Origin of the sequence: Thermodesulfobium narugense DSM 14796 (genome assembly GCF_000212395.1) — a bacterium.
GTDB lineage: Bacteria > Thermodesulfobiota > Thermodesulfobiia > Thermodesulfobiales > Thermodesulfobiaceae > Thermodesulfobium > Thermodesulfobium narugense.
The window spans coordinates 760,707-779,472 of the sequence record NC_015499.1; the positions used below are offsets into that span (position 1 = coordinate 760,707).

Genomic DNA, 18,766 nt, shown 5'->3' on the forward strand with positions numbered 1-18,766 from the left:
AAGCTCTTTTGTAGATGCTTAGGACATGCGCTTAATATGCTACAAATAAAGCGAGTCTGACATTTTTACCAGGTTAATTCCTGAAAGTTTATTGTTGCTGCTTTTACAAGTCCACCATGTTGATCTGATACTACAAAATCTACGCCCTTTAGTCCTCTTTCCTTTAAGTGTCTGAAAAAATCTGACTAGCTTTGTTCTGATTTGCTAGGGTAATATTATATATTATATATTTGGTCATCGTCCACTTCCGGTAGTTTTTTGCTTAGCTAACTTATATTCTATCAGAGGACGATGGCCTTCTATTTTTCTTTATTGATAGTCATTTCACTTTTACAGAAAATTCTGTACGTTACTTTTCAAGTTGCTTTATTGTAAAAGTTTCTTTTTTTACCTGTTGGCTTCTATAAGCCTTTCTTTAATTTCTAAGGCTAATATTATCCATTAATAGACTGTTTATCAAAATCATAAGTGACCATTTATGTGACGCTTAGGAGATGTTTTTTGAGAATTTTTTAAAGTTCATAAAAGTAAGCTATATATACTAAATCTATTAATAATGGCTCTAGTGTTCTATTTAGTATTATATTATAAATACTATTGACACATATTAATAAATATGTTATATTTTGCTTGTAAAATATATTTAAAATTTTTGGAGGTGTAATAATGTCAGAGAAGATTGTCGGTATCGACTTAGGTACAACTAATTCTGTCATTGCTGTAGTTGAGAGCGGAGAACCAGTAGTCATTCCTAATAGTGAGGGCAGTAGGCTTACTCCTTCTGTAGTTGGCTTTACGAAGAATGGAGATAGATTAGTAGGCCAACTTGCAAGGAGACAAGCCGTACTTAATTCTGATAATACTGTTTATTCGGCCAAGAGATTTATTGGCCATCGTTTTTCGGAGGTTGCTGCTGAAAGAAAAAGAGTGGCTTATGAAGTCGTGCAGGGGCCGAATGATTCAGTAAGATTTAGAATTCCTGCCATAAACAAAGAGCTTTCGCCAGAAGAAATCTCTTCTATGGTTTTGATGAAATTAAAAACAGATGCTGAGGCTTATCTGGGTACAAAGATTACAAAAGCAGTAATTACTGTGCCTGCTTATTTTAACGATTCACAAAGGCAGGCTACAAAGGATGCTGGTAAGATTGCTGGTTTAGATGTGGTAAGAATTATTAACGAGCCTACCGCTGCAGCTCTTGCATATGGTTTGGATAAAAAGAAAAACGAGACTGTTCTCGTTTGGGACTTAGGCGGTGGAACGTTTGACGTGTCAATATTAGAGGTTGGAGATGGAGTATTTGAAGTAAAATCCACATCAGGTGATACGCACCTTGGCGGAGATGATTACGACCTTGCACTTGCAAACTACTTGGCAGATGAATTTAGAAAGGATCAGGGAATAGATCTAAAAGCCGATAAACAAGCTTGGCAAAGACTTCTTGAGGCAGCAGAAAAGGCGAAGATTGAACTGTCTTCAATGACCTCTACGAATATAAGTTTACCATTTATTACTGCAGATCAGACAGGGCCAAAACACCTTGAAATGAGCATTACTAGGGCAAAGTTTGAAGATATCACAAGACATCTCACAGAGAGATGTATCGCGCCTTTCAAGCAAGCTCTTGATGACGCAAAACTAAAGATTGAGGATATAGACGAGATCATTCTTGTTGGTGGTTCTACAAGGATGCCTGCAGTTCAAGAGCTGGTTAAGAGATTAACTGGAAAAGAGCCTAACAAGGGTGTAAATCCAGATGAAGTTGTAGCTGTTGGCGCTGCTATTCAGGGTGCTGTTCTTGCAGGGGAAGTAAAGGATATAGTCTTGTTAGATGTTACTCCTCTTTCTCTTGGAATTGAGACACTTGGTGGAGTGTTTACAAAGATGATCGAAAGAAATACCACTATTCCTACCAAGAAGAGTGAAATATTTACTACTGCTGAAGATAACCAACCTGCAGTGGAAATTCACGTTTTGCAGGGAGAAAGGGCAATGGCAAGAGACAACAGGACTCTTGCAAGATTTAGATTAGAAGGTCTGCCCCCTGCTCCAAGAGGCGTTCCTCAGATTGAGGTTACTTTTGACATAGATGCAAATGGTATATTAACGGTTCATGCAAAGGATCTTGGAACGGGTAAGGAACAAAAGGTTACTGTAACAGGTGCTTCTACTCTGTCCAAAGAAGAAATAGATGAAATGATTAAAAAGGCTGAACAATTTGCTGAGGAAGATAGAAGAATTAAAGAAGAAGCGGATACAAGGAACCAGGCTGAGAGTTTTGCTTATAGCTTAGAAAAAACTTTGAGGGATATTGGTGACAAAATCTCTCAAGATGAGAAGTCAAAGATAGAGAATGGAATTTCTGAGTTAAGAGATTTGATTAAGAAAAATGCAAGCAAGTCTGAAATTGAAGCTAAGATGAATGAACTAAAGCAACTAAGTTATAAGCTTAGTGAAGAAATATATAAGAGCAGTTCTTCAGGAGCTTCTTCTGGATCGACGACCACCGGTTCTTCTGGCCAAGGTCCACAAGAAGGAGAAGTGATAGATGCTGATTTCAAAAAGGAAAATTAAAGAAGTACATTAGTTATTAGCTTTTACAAGTTTTAAAAAATTATTTGCAAATAAGGTACCGAGTGGCAGGTATAGGCATATCAATAATGCTATATATGTCACTCGTTACCAAAATTATATTATTTTAAAAATCTTTTTAGGTATGTGTTTTTCTACAACTAAAATTAATTCGACATATTAAAGGAGGTAAAATATGTCTGAAATAAAGATAGAAAACAATAACGGTGAAAATAAAGAGAATAAAGAGGGTGAAGAAGTAAAGGATTACGTTGAAACCCCAGTTGAGGATAAAGATGCTCTCATTGAAAAACTTCAACAAGAAATAAATGATTTACAAAATAAATATCTAAGAAGCCTGGCTGACTATGATAACTTAAGGAAAAGAACCCAAAGAGAAATAGAGTTTAGAACTAGCGAAATAAGAAGAAATTTTTTGGCAAAGATATTGCCAAACATTGATCAACTTGAAAGGGCTCTCTCTTATTCTGATTCCGAAAATTTTAAAAAAGGAATAGAGATGGTTTATAAGAATCTGTTTGAAGCTCTTAAATCAGAAAATATATCAAAAATTGATGCTGAGCCTGGAACTATTTTCAACCCTCTATATCATGAAGTTGTATTTGCAGAGGAATCAGATAAGCCTGAGGGAACCATACTCCAGGAGCTAAGTGCTGGATATATATATAACAATGAAGTATTAATTCCATCAAAAGTTAAAGTGAGTCGGCCGCCCAAAAAGGAAGGCGAAACTCTAGATGAAGTATAAAGATTATTATAAAATTCTTGGTGTTGATAGAAACGCTACTGAAAAAGAAATAAAACAGGCATATAAGAAATTGGCCAGAAAATACCATCCTGATTTACCGGGCGGCGATGCAGAAAAGTTTAAAGAAATAAACGAAGCCCATGAAGTTCTATCAAATCCTGAAAAAAGAAAGATATATGACCAGATGGGTTCTTCATGGACAGGTCAGGGAGTAGGTAGTCAGAACTTTAATTTCAATGGCAATTTTTATACACAGTATAATATAAATCCTGGCGAATTTGATAACATATTTGATCTCATTAATAGTATTTTTGGCTCTTCCAGTAAAAGAGGTTTTTCTAGTAGAGGATTTTCGCCATTTGATTTTTTTGGAAAACAACAAAATGTTAGAACGGATATTGGTCAGGATGTAGAATCTGAGGTTACAATATCGTTGAGCGAATATTTACATGGTACTACAAAAAAGGTCAATTTACCCTATCTTAATAAGGATGTGGAATTAAAGATTCCTGCTGGAGTTAAAGAAGGTTCAAAGATTAGGTTTAAAGGTTTAGGCCAAAATGGTGGTGATCTATATTTAAAAATAAAGATCGAGAAGGATCCTAGGTTTTCTATTGATGGTGACAATATTAAGACTACAGCTAATATTTCTTTATTTACAGCTCTTCTTGGTGGAGAAATCCCAATAGACACTCCTGAGGGAAGAGTTAAGGTGAAAGTTCCTGCTGGTTCTTCATCCGGAACGATTCTTAGATTAAAGGGACTTGGTGCTCTTAAACATAACAAAACAAGAGGAGATTTGCTTGTAAATATAAATGTTCAAGTTCCAAAAAATCTTTCAAACGAAGAAAAAGAAATTGTTACAAAATGGGCTAAATTAAGGGGTGAAAAATAATGCCAGAAACAAGTGGCTTCTATGCTATAAGCATTGTTTCAAAAATGTTATCAATTCACCCACAGACAATAAGAAGATACGAAGAGTTAGGTTTAATTTGTCCAAAGAAACTTGCTGGTAAAACAAGAGTTTTTAGTGATGAGGATATAGAAATACTAAAAAAGATTCAAGAGTTTACAAAAGATCTTGGAATAAATATTGCAGGCGTTGAAGTTATTTTAAGATTGTCAAAGAGAGTAGAAGAGTTAGAATCAGAAGTCTCAAGGCTCAATAATTTGCTAAAAAGTATTTCTCAAGAGAAAGAAGGTGAAAATAATGAATCCAGATAAATTTACAGAACAGTTAAGAGACTCTTTGGAGTCTTCACAAAGAGTCTTAATGAAGTTCCAAAATAGCCAACTTGATGTAGAACATCTTTTATATGCGATGCTTACTCAACAAGATGGTCTTGTAGGGAAGGTTTTGACTAGAGCTGGAATTAATAAAAATGATATTAAAAATAGACTTGAATCTATTTTGAATAGGTTACCAAAGATACAATATTCATCTTCTACTCCCCAAATTTATATTACTCCATCTTTGAAGAAGGTTTTAGATATAGCTGAAGAAGAGGCGATCAGATTAAAAGACGAATTTGTTGGAGTAGATCACGTTTTGATTGCAATAGTAAAAGAAGGCGAGAGTCCAGCGTCACGCCTTTTAAACGAGTATGGTATCACAGAAGAAAAGGTTTATCAAATTCTTAAAGATATAAGAGGTACACAAAGAGTGACAGATCCAGGTGCAGAAGAAAAATATCAAGCTCTTGAAAAGTATACAAGAAATTTAACTCAACTTGCATTAGAGGGCAAGTTAGATCCTGTAATCGGTAGAGATGAAGAAATTGAGAGAGTTATGCAGATTCTTTCTAGAAGAACGAAAAACAACCCGGTTTTAATTGGTGAGCCCGGTGTTGGAAAAACGGCTATTGTTGATGGAATTGCACAAAAGATAGCTTCCAACGATGTGCCTGAGATATTAAAGGGAAAACAACTTTTAGCTCTCGACATGGGCGCCTTGATAGCTGGTACTAAATTTAGAGGTGAATTTGAGGAAAGGTTAAAAACAATCATTGATTCTGTAACTAAAACTCAAAATTATATTTTGTTCATTGATGAATTACATACTGTAGTTGGAGCAGGCGCTGCAGAAGGTGCCATTGATGCATCAAATTTACTTAAACCTGCTCTTGCAAGAGGTGAATTAAGGGTAATAGGTGCCACTACTCTTGATGAATATAAAAAATATATAGAAAAAGATCCTGCCCTTGAAAGAAGATTTCAACCTGTTTTTGTAAAAGAACCAAGCGTAGATGATACTATTTCTATTTTAAAAGGTTTAAGAGATAAATATGAGGCGCATCATAGGGTAAAAATTACAGATGAGGCAATTGAATCGGCTGCACATCTTTCCGAAAGATACATATCTGATAGATTTTTGCCAGACAAGGCTATTGATTTGATTGATGAAGCTGCTGCTAAAGTAAGAATTCAACTTTCTAATATGCCTACAGAACTTAAGGAAATGGAAAATAAGTTATCAAGGTTATATCAAGAGGGACAAGAAGCTGTAAAAAGAGAGGACTACGAATTAGCAGCAAAGCTAAAGAGCGAATCTGAAGCTCTTTCTAAAGAATTTAAAGAGAAAAGGGATAAATGGCTAATTGACAAGAAAGTTAACGAAGTAGTAGACAAAGAAGACATTGCAAATTTGGTTTCTAAATGGACAGGTATACCGGTTACAGAGCTTGTTCAAGAAGAAGTCGACAAATTAACTAATATGGAGAGCATTTTACATAAAAGAATTATTGGCCAAGATGAGGCTGTAGTTGCTGTTTCCGAGGCAATAAGGAGGTCAAGGTCAGGCCTGAAGGATCCGAGAAGGCCAGTAGGATCATTTCTCTTCCTTGGTCCAACTGGTGTGGGCAAAACTGAGTTAAGCAAAGCCCTTGCTGCATTTTTATTCAAGGATGAAAATGCTTTAGTTAGAATTGATATGTCAGAATATATGGAGAAGCACTCAGTTTCGAGGTTGGTAGGAGCTCCTCCTGGTTATGTAGGTTATGAAGAGGGTGGCCAATTAACAGAAGTTATCAGAAGAAGACCTTATTCTGTTATACTCTTAGACGAGATAGAAAAGGCTCATCCTGACGTTTTTAATATACTCTTACAGGTTCTTGACGATGGAAGATTGACAGATGGTAAGGGTAGGACTATAGATTTTAGAAATACTGTTATAATAATGACATCTAATCTTGGTTCTGATATACTATTAAATTCCAATGTTGAAGATGAAAGGGAATTTGAAAAGGCAAAGAACAGAGTTTTATCGCTATTAAATTCTACATTTAGACCAGAATTTTTAAATAGAATAGATGAAATTGTGGTTTTTAAACCTCTTTCTAGATCTGATATTGAAAAAATTGTTGAATTGATATTAAATGATATTCAAGAAAGATTGAATGAAAAGAAAATAAAACTAATACTTACCGAGGAAGCAAAGAAGTTTTTTGCGAAAGAGGGATATGAACCTACGATGGGAGCTAGACCTCTTAAAAGATATATACAGAAAAATTTGGAAAATCTTATTGCAAAGGAGCTTTTGAACAATAAAATTAAGGAAGGAGATACTGTGAAAATAGTGGTAGATAACAATAAGATTGGGTTGGTAGTTGAATAGTGAATTTTTTTGACATAATTTGGTTTATTTTTATAATATTTGCTTTTACTCCTGTTTTGCAACAAAAATACCTGGAAAACATGAGAATTAGAACTATAAGGTCTTTGGAGAAAAAGATGGGTTCCAGAGTCATTACACTCATACACAGACAGGAGACTATATCCTTTTTTGGCATTCCTCTTTCCAGATATATTGATATAGATGATTCTGAACAAATTTTAAGGGCAATAAGGCTTACCGAAAAAGATATGCCTATTGACATTATACTTCATACACCAGGAGGATTGGTATTGGCAGCAGAGCAAATAGCAAAGGCTTTAATAAGACATCCGGCACCTGTGAGGGTGTTTATTCCTCATTATGCTATGTCTGGTGGCACTATGCTTGCTCTTGCTGCCGATGAAATATATCTTGATGAAAATGCAGTTCTTGGCCCCGTAGATCCTCAGCTAGGTGAGTATCCAGCTGTTTCTATTTTACAAGCCGTTAGAGAGAAGGGTATAGGAAATGTTGATGACAGAACGCTAATTTTAGCGGATATGTCACAAAAGGCTATTAATCAGGTGAAGAGTACTATTAAACGACTCCTACAGGATAGAATGGATTCAGAAAAGGCGTCATTTCTTGCTGAACTTTTTACAAGTGGGAAGTGGACGCACGATTATCCAATTTCCTATGAGGAAATTAAAAATTTGGGCATTTCGGTGAGAAAAGATTTGCCGGAAGAGGTGTATGAGCTAATGGAGTTATATCCTCAAGCGGGAAATAGAAGGCCTTCGGTACAATTTATTCCTATTCCTTATAAGCTTCCTGCGAAAGGTAATAAATAGTGTTCAAAAAGAATGAGGAAAGAAAAGGTTTACTATTTGTGGTTTCTGGTCCTTCTGGTGTAGGGAAGGGCACGGTAATTAAGGAATTGATGCAAAGGGATCCACTGCTTTGTCTTTCTATTTCTATGACCAGTAGATCTAGAAGACCTAACGAAGTTGATGGTAAAGATTACTTTTTTGTTTCTGAGTCAGAGTTTTTAGAACACATAGAAAAGGATAACCTTTTGGAATGGGCTAAGGTTCATGGTAATTATTATGGAACTCCAAAGGATTATGTTTTAAAAAAATTAAGTGAAAACAATGATGTTATTCTTGAAATAGATACCAGAGGTGCAAGTAAAATAAAGTCGTTGTACCCCGATGCAATTTTGATTTTTATTGTGCCTCCCAGATGGTGCGATCTTAGATTAAGATTGGAAACTAGGTCTTCTGAGAATTTTGATGAAATAAAAAGAAGACTTTCAAGATCGATTGAAGAGATAGAAGAATACTTTATATATGATTACATAATTGTGAATAATAGCGTTATAGAAGCAGCTAGCGAACTTGAATGTATAATTGTCGCTCAAAGAGCGAGAAGAGAAAGAAGAGAAGACATAATTTCAAAACTTAGATCAGAAATACAATTTGGACAGGAGGTAATTTAATTGTGATAGCGCCGAGCCTGGAAAATGCTTTGAAAATGATACCATCAAGATATGCTCTAGTTATTGTAGCTGTAAAAAGGGCAAAAGAGATAAAGAGCAACAAAGACATTTTTGCAACTAATGTTAGCGATCCTCTCGAACAAGCATTTGAAGAAATTGCAAGTGGAAAAATAAAGTTCACTATAAGTAAATAAATTGAAAATACTTTTTGGTATTTGTGGTGGCATCTCTGCGTATAAAGCTGCAAGTTTCGTTTCTTCTTTAGTAAAGGAGGGAAACGAGGTAAATGTCGTGATGACACAGAATGCTACTAGATTTGTTTCCCCTTTAACGTTTGAGGCTCTAACAAAAAATGTTTGTTACAGCGATTCTAATTTGCCTTCGGGGAAAGATGCAGTAGCTCACATAACTTTACCTCAAAGTTCTGATGTTTTTGTTATATGTCCAGCTACGGCTAATACAATTTCAAAGATTGCATTGGGTATAGCTGATAACCTCCTTACCACAATGGCTATTGCAAGAAAGTGTCCACTAGTATTGGTTCCTGCAATGAACGATGTTATGTGGTCCAATCCTTCTTTGCAGGATAATGTAAAGAGATTATTGGCTCAAGATGTTATATTTTTTGGACCTACCTATGGTAGGCTTGCTTGCGAAAGCGTGGGGTCGGGTAGAATGTTAGAGGTATCTGAACTCTTAGAGATGTTTAACTATCATTTTTATCCAAAAAAGGATTTTGTTGGAAAAAGGATATTAATAACTGCAGGTCCTACTCGTGAACCTATAGATCCTGTTAGATATATTTCCAATAGGTCCTCAGGTAAGATGGGTTTTGCTTTTGCCCAAATCGCTTCTTTGAGAGGGGCCCAAGTAAAGCTTATTTCGGGACCTACCAGTTTAAGTACTCCTTATATGGTAGAAAGAATAGATATTGAAACTACAGAAGAGATGCTAAAGAGCGTTCTTGATAATTTTGAGTTTTGTGATGTGCTGGTTATGGCAGCTGCTGTTTCAGATTTTAAAGTTGATCAACAATCTTCAAAAAAGATAAAAAAGAAAAATAGCTTAGAGCTTAACCTTATAGCAAATCCTGATATACTTAAGGAAATTAGTTCATTAAAAAAAAACCAAGTAGTTATTGGATTTGCTGCTGAAACTGAAAATTTGAGCGAAAATGCAAGCAAAAAGCTAGTTGAAAAAAAATTAGATTATATAGTAGCTAATAGAATTAGCGAAACTGGATTCCCTTTTGGAAGTGAAAACAATGAGGTTTTAATCTTATCTGCAAGCGGCGAGTGCTACGAACTTAACTCAACAAAGATAGATATTGCAAGCTTCATTCTGGACATTATTAAGGAAAGAATCTCGTTCTAGTCCTATATTTTTTGTGTTATAATTTTTAAGATTATAAATGAGAGGTGATAAGGTGGTCAGGAAAATCCGTTTGGGGGTTAATGTTGACCATGTTGCTACACTTAGAGAGTCTAGAAGAATTACTTATCCAGATCCACTCTCTGCTGCCTCTATATCTTTAGCTGCAGGTGCAGACCTCATAACAGTTCATCTGAGAGAAGACAGAAGGCATATACAGGACAATGATGTCCTTAAAATAAGAAAGGCTGTAGATAACCTAAATTTAGAGATGGCTTGTGTTCCGCAAATTGTCTCTTTTGCTCTGAAGGTAAAACCAAACAAAGTGACCTTAGTTCCTGAAAAGAGGGAAGAGCTCACAACAGAAGGAGGTTTAGACCTTTCAAAAAACTACGATTCTTTGAAAGAAAACATTTCGACTTTAAAGTCGAATGGAATTGAAGTTTCTCTTTTTATCGATCCAGATGAGTTTTCTATTGAAAAAAGCGCTACACTGGGTGCGGATTCTGTAGAATTACATACTGGTAGATATGCTGACTCTATGGATGAAATTGAAAGAGATTTTGAATTAGAAAGATTAAAAAAGGCGTCTGTTCTTGCTAAAGAAGCAGGTCTTAACGTTTATGCAGGACATGGCTTAAATAAAGACAACGTGTGGCAAATTGCTTTAATACCTGAAATTGAAGAGTTAAATATTGGTCATAGCATAATATCAAGAGCTGTATTTGTAGGAATTTTTAAAGCTGTTGAGGAGATTGTAGAAATACTCAATCTTGCAAGTGCTTTAAGAGAAAATAAGAATTTATAGGAGGTCTAATTTGGGAAATATTAAGTGTGGGTTTAAAGATTATGAAGAATTTAAAAATTTTGTAAAGGAAAATGAAGTAAAATTTGTTGATGTAAGGTTTTGTGATGTACCAGGAACATGGCAGCACTTTACTGTTCCTGTAGAAGCTTTTGATGAGGGTGTAATCGAAGAGGGCTTAGGCTTTGATGGTTCAAGTATAAGAGGATTTCAGCAAATTGAAGAGAGCGACATGATCCTTATTCCAGATCTATCATCAGCCTTTGTAGATCCATTTTTTGACGACTTAACTGTCAATATTATTTGTGATGTAAAAGAACCAATCATTTTGAGAGATTACCCAAAAGATCCAAGAGGCGTTGCAAGAAGAGCAGAAAACTATCTTAAAACAACAGGAATTGCAGATACTGCTTATTTTGGACCAGAGGCTGAATTTTTTATTTTTGATGACGTTAAGTACAAATATGATTCAAGAGGCGGTATGTTTTCTATAGACTCAGTAGAAGCATGGTGGAACTCTGATAGAGAGGAAGAGCCCAACCTTGGTCATAAAATAAGAGCAAAAGAGGGTTATTTCCCATGTCCACCAAACGATCAATTGCAAGATGTTAGATCGGAAATGGTTAAGGCAATGATGGAAGTTGGTCTTGAAATTGAAGTTCATCACCATGAAGTTGCGACTGCTGGACAAGTTGAAATTGATATAAGGTTTAATAATTTGCTAAGAATGGCCGATGATCTTATGAAATATAAATATGTTGCAAAAAATGTTGCAAGATCAAACGGATTAACAGTTACTTTTATGCCCAAGCCCCTATTTGGCGATAATGGTTCAGGCATGCACTGCCATCAAAGCTTGTGGAAAGGTGGAAAGCCTCTTTTCTACGATGAAAAGGGATATGCAGGGCTAAGCGACATTGCTTTGTGGTATATTGGTGGTCTTCTCAAGCATGCGAAATCCGTTCTCGCATTTGCTGCGCCTACTACAAATTCATATAAGAGACTTGTGCCTCATTATGAAGCTCCAGTAAACTTGGCTTATTCACAGAGAAATCGTTCTGCCGCTATTCGTATTCCAATGTATACCGCTAATCCAAAAGCTAAAAGAATAGAATTTAGACCACCTGATCCATCTGCAAATCCATATCTAGCTTTTTCGGCAATGCTAATGGCAGGTTTAGATGGAATAGAAAACAAAATTGACCCAGGCAAGCCTCTTGATAAGAATATTTATGATTTGCCGCCAGAAGAAGCAAAAAATATTCCTTCAGTTCCCGGTTCTTTAGATGAGGCTCTTGATGCACTTGAGGCTGATCACGAATATCTTTTGAAAGGTGGGGTTTTTTCGAAGGGGTTAATAGAATCATACATTAAATTTAAAAGAACTCAGGCTAAAGAGGTAGCCATAAGGCCTCACCCTTATGAATTTGTTACTCTTTTTGATATCTAAACAAAATCATTGTTAAATTAAAATTAATTGAATTGGCACTTGGTATAATTACCAGGTGCCAATTTTATGTAAAGCTTTAGAAGGGAGATTATATGTGCGGAATAGTTGGTTATATAGGCAGTAAAAATTCAGCAGATGTAGTTCTGCACGGGTTAAAAAAGCTTGAATATAGGGGATATGATTCTGCAGGCATTGCTGTTGTAAATGAGTCTGGAGATCTTGACATTAGACATGCAGTAGGGAAAATTTTGTTTTTGGAAGACAACTTAAGAGATGCCCCCTTAAACGGTTTTTTAGGCATTGGCCATACTCGTTGGGCTACACATGGAGAACCATGTTTAAAAAATGCCCACCCTCAAGTAGATTGCACTTCTTCTATTGCTGTAGTTCACAATGGAATTATTGAGAATTATCTTGAACTTAAAGAAAATTTGTTATCCAAAGGCCATATCTTTAAATCCGATACTGATACCGAGGTAATTGCCCATCTTGTAGAGGATTATCAGAAAACTTATAAAGACACCTTTACTTCATTTTTAAAAGCGCTGAATGATTTAAGGGGTGTTTTTGCTATTGCTCTTATTAATTCTAAAGAACCTGATAAAATTTTTGCTGCAAGACAATTTGCGCCTCTAATTTTAGGTCGTGGCGATGGTGAAAACTTTTTGGCATCTGATATACCAGCAATATTAAAATATACTAAAAGTGTATATATTATGAAAGATGGTGAAGTTGCAGTAATAAGTAGAAACGAAATAAACATTTTCGATATGGTTGGAAACATGATCAAGCCTAATTTTTTTGAAGTTAAGTGGAATGAAGAAGATGCTGAAAAGGGCGGCTTCGATCACTTTATGTTAAAAGAAATTTCTGAGCAACCTCTGGTTGTACAAGAAACAATTGGCCAAAGAGTTTTCTTTGAAAATGAATTTGAGCCATATAAAGAAGAACTTCCAAAGGATATAGTAAGAGGAATTTCTAGAATTTGTTTTGTGGCATGCGGTACATCTTATCATGCTGCATTGATTGGAAAATTTTTAATGGAATATTTGGCAGATATGCCTTGTGAAGTTGATTACTCTTCAGAGTTTAGATATAGAAACGCAGCCGTAAATAACAGCGTTTTAACTATTGCAATATCCCAATCAGGTGAAACAGCTGATACTTTAGCTGCCATGAGAGAGGCTAAGAAAAGAGGTAGTTATGTTTTAGCTATTACTAATAGATTGGGTTCCACTGCAAATAGAGAAGCAGACTTTAGCATATTAACAAGAGCTGGTTTGGAAATTGGCGTTGCTGCTACCAAAACTTTTACTTCTCAATTGGTTACTCTGTACATTCTAGCTCTCTATATGGGCAGTTGTAAGAGGAGTATTTCCAAAAAAATATTGGATGAGACACTTAGTTATCTTCTTGAGGTACCCAAAAGACTTGAAGAATACTTTCCAAAGTTCTTAAACGATATTGAAAAAAGTGCAAAAATTTATTCTGGTTATAAAAATATGATTTTTATGGGTAGAGGCATTAATTACCCAGTTGCCCTTGAAGGTGCTTTAAAACTTAAAGAGATTTCATACATTCATGCTGAAGGATACCCTGCGGGTGAGATGAAACATGGACCCATAGCGCTTCTCGATCCTACTACACCTGTCTTAGCTATAGCTACAAGATCTGCTGTTACTTATGAAAAAGTTCTTTCAAATATTGAAGAGGCAAAGAGTAGAAGATCAAGAGTTGTGGCTCTGATTAGTGAAGGAGATAAGGATGCTGTTAATCTTGTAAACGATATCTTATATGTACCTGATGTACCTGAAATTGTTTCGCCAATTTATAATGTTGTTCCTTTGCAACTCTTTGCATATTATGCGGCGGTGTGGCTTTCTAGAGATCCAGATAAGCCAAGAAACCTTGCAAAATCAGTTACGGTGGAGTAATAAAAGTGGATGAGTCTCATCATTACCATCATCATGAACACGTTCATGATATATCTAATGTAAAAGCTATAAATTTATATTTAGTTATACTACTAAATTTTGGAATAGCTTTTTTTGAAATAATCGGTGGAATTTTTTCTGGAAGTGTCTCTCTTTTTTCTGATGCAATGCATAATTTTAGCGATGGCATCTCAGTGTTTATTAGCTATATTGCATTGAAGGTTCAAAACAAGAAAAATGATGAAAAGAGGACGTTTGGGTATAAAAGATCTGGTATTGTTTCGGCTTTTATTAATTCACTGGCTTTAATACTCATATCTTTATTTATTTTTAAAGAAGCCTATGAAAAATTTTTACATCCATCAAATATTAATAGCTCAGTTATAATTTCTGTTGCTTTTCTGGCTATATTTGCCAATTCTTTAGGAGTTTTTTTGCTTTATAAGGGATCTAAAGAAGACATGAATATCAAGTCTTCTTACTTACATCTTTTAGGGGATACGCTTTCATCTATTGGAGTTGTGGTAGCTGGAGTTTTAATATTTTTCTTTCACATAAATTGGGTTGATCCTTTAATAGGTGCATTAATTAGTTTATATATCTTAAAAGAAAGCTTTGATATTCTAAAGAGATCTACAAACATCTTATTCGAAGGCGTTCCAAACAATATAGACGTTTATAAAATTGTTGAAGAATTAAAAAAGATAGATGGAATTAAAGACATTCATCACGTTCATATATGGTGCTTGAATGAAAAGAATATTAATTTTGAGGCACACGTTAATATTGAAGATGTGATGGTTAGCCAGACAAAGAAAACGCTTGTTGAAATTGAAGAAAAGCTAAAAAAGTTTGGCATTAATCACGTAACAATTCAATTTGAACATAATTTTTGCAATGGTATTGGGGTAATTAAAAATTGAGTTAATGATACAATAACTATATATAAATTCCAAAGGGGGCTTTGAAATGTTTGTTTTGAGCTCTTCAGATATCAGGTTTGAAGAGGAAAAGCTTTTCTCTATGGGGCAGACTCCTTTAGCTCTTATGAGTATTGTAGGGGCAATGAGTGCATTAAAGTTTATAGAAGATTTTAAAAATGTGTGCAAAGTTGTGGCTGTCTGTGGTAAAGGCAATAATGCAGGAGATGCGCTTGCTTTGCTTTATAATTTGAAGCTAAAAGGCTATGATTGTTCTATTTACCAACCTTGGGGTGCAGCAACTGAAGAATGCAGAGTTCAAAGAGAACTTTGCAGATCCTTGGGTATTGAAGAAACTTCGGATTTGAAAAGTGCTGATGTGATTGTTGAGGGGCTTTTGGGGGTAGGCTTCTATGGAAATCTTAGAGAAGAGACTCTCAAATTAATAAGAGAAATAAACAACTTAAACAAGCCAATAGTTTCTATGGATATACCAGCGGGTCTAAATTCAGATACTGGAGAGCCACAACCTGATGCAATTAGAGCTGCATATACTTATTCTATAGGCTTTCTTAAAAGAGGCTATCTTTTCAGACAATCTTATGAATATACGGGTAAAGTAATTGTAATAGATATAGGATTTCCTCCTCCAGAAAACGGTTTAAAAATTTTTACCTCTTCTGATGCAAAAACTCTAATTAAAAAGAAAGATGATTTTTCTCATAAAGTAGAAAAGGGTTCGCTTCTTGTTTGGGCAGGTTCGAAACAATATCCTGGAGCGCTAAGACTTTGTTTGGAAGGTGCTCTGAATATGGGCGTCGGCATGAGTTTTTCTATTGTAGAAGACGAGTTTTCAATTTTACCCCCTGAAACAATTCCTATTGCTGAAAGAGATTTTATATCCAATGAAATTGATGAAAAAATATCAAAAAAATTTAGGGCTGTATTAATAGGTCCTGGACTTACAAACAAAAGGGAAACCTTTATAAAGGAGTTTGTTTCAAAAACAAGTTTGCCATTAATTTTGGACGCAGATGCCTTATTTCCAGATATAGTGGATTTGATAAAGGATAAAGAAGTGGTTATAACACCTCATGAAGGAGAATTTAGAAGAATATACAAGAATGATTCAGATAGAGTTGAAAGATTTGAAGCATTTCTTGAGCAATTTCCTAATATTACTTTAGTTCTTAAGGGTCCAAATACTCTGGTAGGGAAAGGCTCACAAAAATATGTAGTACCTATTGCGGATTGCGATCTGGCGGTAGCTGGCTCTGGAGATGTTTTAAGTGGCATGATAGGTGCACTTCTCTCCACTGGGTACGATACGCTTACCGCATCTCTTTTGGCAGTCTTTGTTCATGCAATAATTCCTGAAATTGCCAGACAAAAGAATATGAGAGTGACGAGATCTTCTGATTTAATAAAGCTTCTAAAAGCTTTGGGCGGATTTGAAAATATTATAGAAAGTTGCGACTTTATCTAAATAAATAACTTATGGAGGAATATTTATGAAAACATTTTCTAATGTAGCGCCAAAGTCTCTTATCAGAAAAGATTTTGAACACCTCAAGTCTACAGTTCACTTAATAGTAAACGATAAAGTAAAACCCTTAATATTAATTCAATCAATAGAAGGGCACTCCCATGAAGGGCACTCTGTTTTTAAAGGAGAAAAATTCCCGAATACATGTATGGAAGACATCGTATTGGCTTTAAATATGGATGTGGATGTAATTAAAAGAGAAAGACAGATGTTGATTGATGATATCAGAAAATGGTTTTTGGAATTGGAAGAGAAAGATTTAGATACTAGAAAGCCGTTATTAAATTCTTATGGAGAACCGCTACTTGGAATAACAATGTTTGAGAATATGCAAGTTTCTGTAAAGAGTGCTGTATTGGGATATATTTTAGCTGGTTTGATGGATGATATAAAGTATAGAGAAAAGGCTGAAGCAAAGTATAAAGTAAATATTGGGGGTGGTGATATTTATATCGTTGACAGAACAAAGATGGAAGAATTGGGTATCACTGGAGATATGTTAGCAAAGGGAGAGAATGAGAAAAATATTGAAGATTACAAAAAGAAAGGTTTGATAGTCTCAAGTGATAAAATTATACCAGGTTCTAACGTAATAGTTTCTCACTATATCAGACATAAAAAAGGACCAGGTCTATCGGATGATGCAGCTTTGCTCTCTGCAGGTTTTTTGTCTATATTCAAAAAAAGAGACGTATCTGCGCTTATTGGTGCTTTTTTGGCCGATTCGGTAGATACCTTAGATAAATTTTCTGATAGGATAGTGGAGCTTGGTCAGGATGAAGAGCTTGCCTTTGAGCTTATTTCAAAGTTTAAACAATTTGATCTTCGAGAAGACTTGCTTCTTAAATTTATATACTTGGCCAGCATTCCAGAGGATTTGAAGGGTAACGTTCCAGACAGTTCTATGAGACATTTTTTGCAAAAGGACGAAAAGGCAAAGATTTCAGAATTAGAAAGCCATATTGCATTTTTGCGTGGGGAAGAGGTTCCATCTATCCTTTTAGCATTTCAAGAGGTGCCAAGTTCTAAATTTTATAGTTATTACACTGAAAGACTGAAAGAGCTTGAGAAATAAATTTTCTAGATTAATCTAAAATTTTGCGTCATATAAAATTTGACAAATTTAAAATTTATTAGTAATATATTTATCCGTAGCGGGTCGTTAGCTCAGTTGGTAGAGCAGCTGACTCTTAATCAGCGGGTCAGAGGTTCGAATCCTCTACGACCCACCAAGTTGTGGAAGTTCCTCGGTAGCTCAAAGGTAGAGCAACCGGCTGTTAACCGGTAGGTTGTAGGTTCGAATCCTACCCGGGGAGCCAGGATATAATAGTTGTGAAAAACTCCTTTAAACTCCCTTTGGTCTTGTCCGTGCAGGAAATAATTTAATGGAATTAAAAGGATTTCTTTCCTCAATTCTTAATTGATTGCATGGAGCTTTCCATACCCAACTCAAAGAATTTTTAAAAAAGCTTGACCTTTTTGTTTTTTTACTACATATTATTATGTAATGTTGAGCAATAATAAATCTTGATATGTTAAAAAGGGGTCAAATCTTTGATGGAGGGCTTCGAGAAATAATGAACATTAAGGAAACCGAAATCGCCCGAACTCTAAATAAAATAAAAAGTTGGAAAGATGAGTATGATAGATAGATACCTTTTAATGAAACCTTCTATTAGAGGTATATTTGAATGGGGCGTATTTATATTGGGAGGGTATTTAGCAGATTTCTATTTTCATATATTGTTTTTACCCTTTAAGATATTTTTCACAGTTTTTGGTATTACACTTTTTATTTGTGGCATGCTTATTCATTGGTTGTCACATAAAGAACATAAGCAAGCTCATATGAAGGTGGAACATATAGAGAAAATAGTAACAGGAGGCATATATTCAAAGATAAGGCATCCAGGGTACTTAGGATTAATCTTAGCATATTTTGGTTTATCATTTTTGTTTATCAATATGATACCAGTCGTTATTGCGATAGTATTATCAACTCTATACATTGTTACTGCTTTAAAAGAAGAAGAATATTTAATTAACAAATTTGGAAAAGATTATGAAGAATATATGAGGCGAGTACGGTGGAGATTTATACCAAAAATATTCTAATGATGAGGCTTCAAACAACTTTCCTCTTCGCTTCGGTGTTATTGCACTCGGACAATATACAGGTATCTGGTTCTGGCTTAGAGCCCTCACCCAAATTCTTTGCATGGCTCGGAAATTCAGATATTTCTAATCCATTAGGCGAATCCTTAGAGGAGATGACTAGATGTGCAAGTAATATTTATGGATGAATCAGGT

At 35.1% G+C, this 18,766-nt stretch carries 17 protein-coding genes, 2 tRNA genes and 1 pseudogene; 19 read left to right on the forward strand and 1 reads right to left on the reverse strand.

The window, feature by feature from the left end; genetic code table 11:
- Nucleotides 1-68: 68 nt before the first annotated feature.
- Nucleotides 69-185 (reverse strand): annotated as a pseudogene (locus THENA_RS10185) (transposase); the annotation flags it as partial.
- 481 nt (nucleotides 186-666) lie between these two features.
- On the opposite strand from THENA_RS10185, the gene dnaK reads away from it, so the two are divergent.
- The 19 genes from dnaK (at nucleotide 667) to THENA_RS04050 (ending at nucleotide 18,759) form a co-directional block, all read left to right on the forward strand.
- Entirely contained in the window at nucleotides 667-2,574 is a 1,908-nt protein-coding gene (dnaK, locus tag THENA_RS03960) for a molecular chaperone DnaK (protein WP_013756139.1), read from the forward strand.
- 193 nt (nucleotides 2,575-2,767) lie between these two features.
- Nucleotides 2,768-3,340, forward strand: coding sequence for a nucleotide exchange factor GrpE (locus tag THENA_RS03965; RefSeq protein ID WP_013756140.1), 573 nt, complete (start codon nucleotides 2,768-2,770; stop codon nucleotides 3,338-3,340).
- Nucleotides 3,330-4,235 carry a DnaJ C-terminal domain-containing protein gene (locus THENA_RS03970; RefSeq protein WP_013756141.1) on the forward strand — a complete coding sequence of 302 codons (906 nt, stop codon included), beginning with the start codon at nucleotides 3,330-3,332 and terminating at the stop codon, nucleotides 4,233-4,235. The genes THENA_RS03965 and THENA_RS03970 overlap by 11 nt, the downstream gene beginning before the upstream one ends.
- On the forward strand, nucleotides 4,235-4,564 hold the full coding sequence (locus THENA_RS03975; protein WP_013756142.1) for a MerR family transcriptional regulator: 330 nt from the start codon (nucleotides 4,235-4,237) through the stop codon (nucleotides 4,562-4,564). Before THENA_RS03970 ends, THENA_RS03975 begins: the two co-directional genes overlap by 1 nt.
- Entirely contained in the window at nucleotides 4,551-6,953 is a 2,403-nt protein-coding gene (locus THENA_RS03980; protein WP_013756143.1) for an ATP-dependent Clp protease ATP-binding subunit, read from the forward strand. The genes THENA_RS03975 and THENA_RS03980 overlap by 14 nt, the downstream gene beginning before the upstream one ends.
- The gene (locus tag THENA_RS03985; protein ID WP_013756144.1) at nucleotides 6,953-7,783 is read left to right on the forward strand and encodes an SDH family Clp fold serine proteinase; all 831 of its coding nucleotides are present in this window, start codon (nucleotides 6,953-6,955) and stop codon (nucleotides 7,781-7,783) included. Before THENA_RS03980 ends, THENA_RS03985 begins: the two co-directional genes overlap by 1 nt.
- Nucleotides 7,783-8,430, forward strand: a complete 648-nt coding sequence (gmk, locus tag THENA_RS03990; RefSeq protein WP_013756145.1) for a guanylate kinase — start codon at nucleotides 7,783-7,785, stop codon at nucleotides 8,428-8,430. The genes THENA_RS03985 and gmk overlap by 1 nt, the downstream gene beginning before the upstream one ends.
- A gap of 2 nt (nucleotides 8,431-8,432) precedes the next feature.
- Nucleotides 8,433-8,624 carry a DNA-directed RNA polymerase subunit omega gene (rpoZ, locus tag THENA_RS03995; RefSeq protein WP_013756146.1) on the forward strand — a complete coding sequence of 64 codons (192 nt, stop codon included), beginning with the start codon at nucleotides 8,433-8,435 and terminating at the stop codon, nucleotides 8,622-8,624.
- A 1-nt stretch (nucleotide 8,625) separates the two neighbouring features.
- Nucleotides 8,626-9,804, forward strand: a complete 1,179-nt coding sequence (gene coaBC, locus THENA_RS04000) for a bifunctional phosphopantothenoylcysteine decarboxylase/phosphopantothenate--cysteine ligase CoaBC (RefSeq protein WP_013756147.1) — start codon at nucleotides 8,626-8,628, stop codon at nucleotides 9,802-9,804.
- Between the two features lie 64 nt (nucleotides 9,805-9,868).
- The gene (locus THENA_RS04005) at nucleotides 9,869-10,609 is read left to right on the forward strand and encodes a pyridoxine 5'-phosphate synthase (RefSeq protein WP_407635120.1); all 741 of its coding nucleotides are present in this window, start codon (nucleotides 9,869-9,871) and stop codon (nucleotides 10,607-10,609) included.
- 10 nt (nucleotides 10,610-10,619) lie between these two features.
- A complete protein-coding gene (gene glnA, locus THENA_RS04010; RefSeq protein WP_013756149.1) occupies nucleotides 10,620-12,056 on the forward strand; it encodes a type I glutamate--ammonia ligase in 1,437 nt (478 codons plus the stop codon).
- 92 nt (nucleotides 12,057-12,148) lie between these two features.
- Complete coding sequence (gene glmS / locus THENA_RS04015; protein WP_013756150.1) at nucleotides 12,149-13,990, forward strand: glutamine--fructose-6-phosphate transaminase (isomerizing); 1,842 nt, start codon at nucleotides 12,149-12,151, stop codon at nucleotides 13,988-13,990.
- Between the two features lie 5 nt (nucleotides 13,991-13,995).
- The gene (locus THENA_RS04020; protein ID WP_013756151.1) at nucleotides 13,996-14,913 is read left to right on the forward strand and encodes a cation diffusion facilitator family transporter; all 918 of its coding nucleotides are present in this window, start codon (nucleotides 13,996-13,998) and stop codon (nucleotides 14,911-14,913) included.
- 46 nt (nucleotides 14,914-14,959) lie between these two features.
- Nucleotides 14,960-16,396, forward strand: a complete 1,437-nt coding sequence (locus THENA_RS04025; protein WP_013756152.1) for a bifunctional ADP-dependent NAD(P)H-hydrate dehydratase/NAD(P)H-hydrate epimerase — start codon at nucleotides 14,960-14,962, stop codon at nucleotides 16,394-16,396.
- 25 nt (nucleotides 16,397-16,421) lie between these two features.
- Complete coding sequence (locus tag THENA_RS04030; RefSeq protein ID WP_013756153.1) at nucleotides 16,422-17,531, forward strand: hypothetical protein; 1,110 nt, start codon at nucleotides 16,422-16,424, stop codon at nucleotides 17,529-17,531.
- Between the two features lie 81 nt (nucleotides 17,532-17,612).
- Nucleotides 17,613-17,688 (forward strand) — tRNA-Lys (locus tag THENA_RS04035).
- A 12-nt stretch (nucleotides 17,689-17,700) separates the two neighbouring features.
- Nucleotides 17,701-17,775 (forward strand) — tRNA-Asn (locus THENA_RS04040).
- 322 nt (nucleotides 17,776-18,097) lie between these two features.
- The gene (locus tag THENA_RS09610; RefSeq protein ID WP_013756154.1) at nucleotides 18,098-18,571 is read left to right on the forward strand and encodes a methyltransferase family protein; all 474 of its coding nucleotides are present in this window, start codon (nucleotides 18,098-18,100) and stop codon (nucleotides 18,569-18,571) included.
- Complete coding sequence (locus THENA_RS04050) at nucleotides 18,571-18,759, forward strand: hypothetical protein (protein WP_154645312.1); 189 nt, start codon at nucleotides 18,571-18,573, stop codon at nucleotides 18,757-18,759. The genes THENA_RS09610 and THENA_RS04050 overlap by 1 nt, the downstream gene beginning before the upstream one ends.
- The last annotated feature ends 7 nt before the right edge of the window (nucleotides 18,760-18,766 follow it).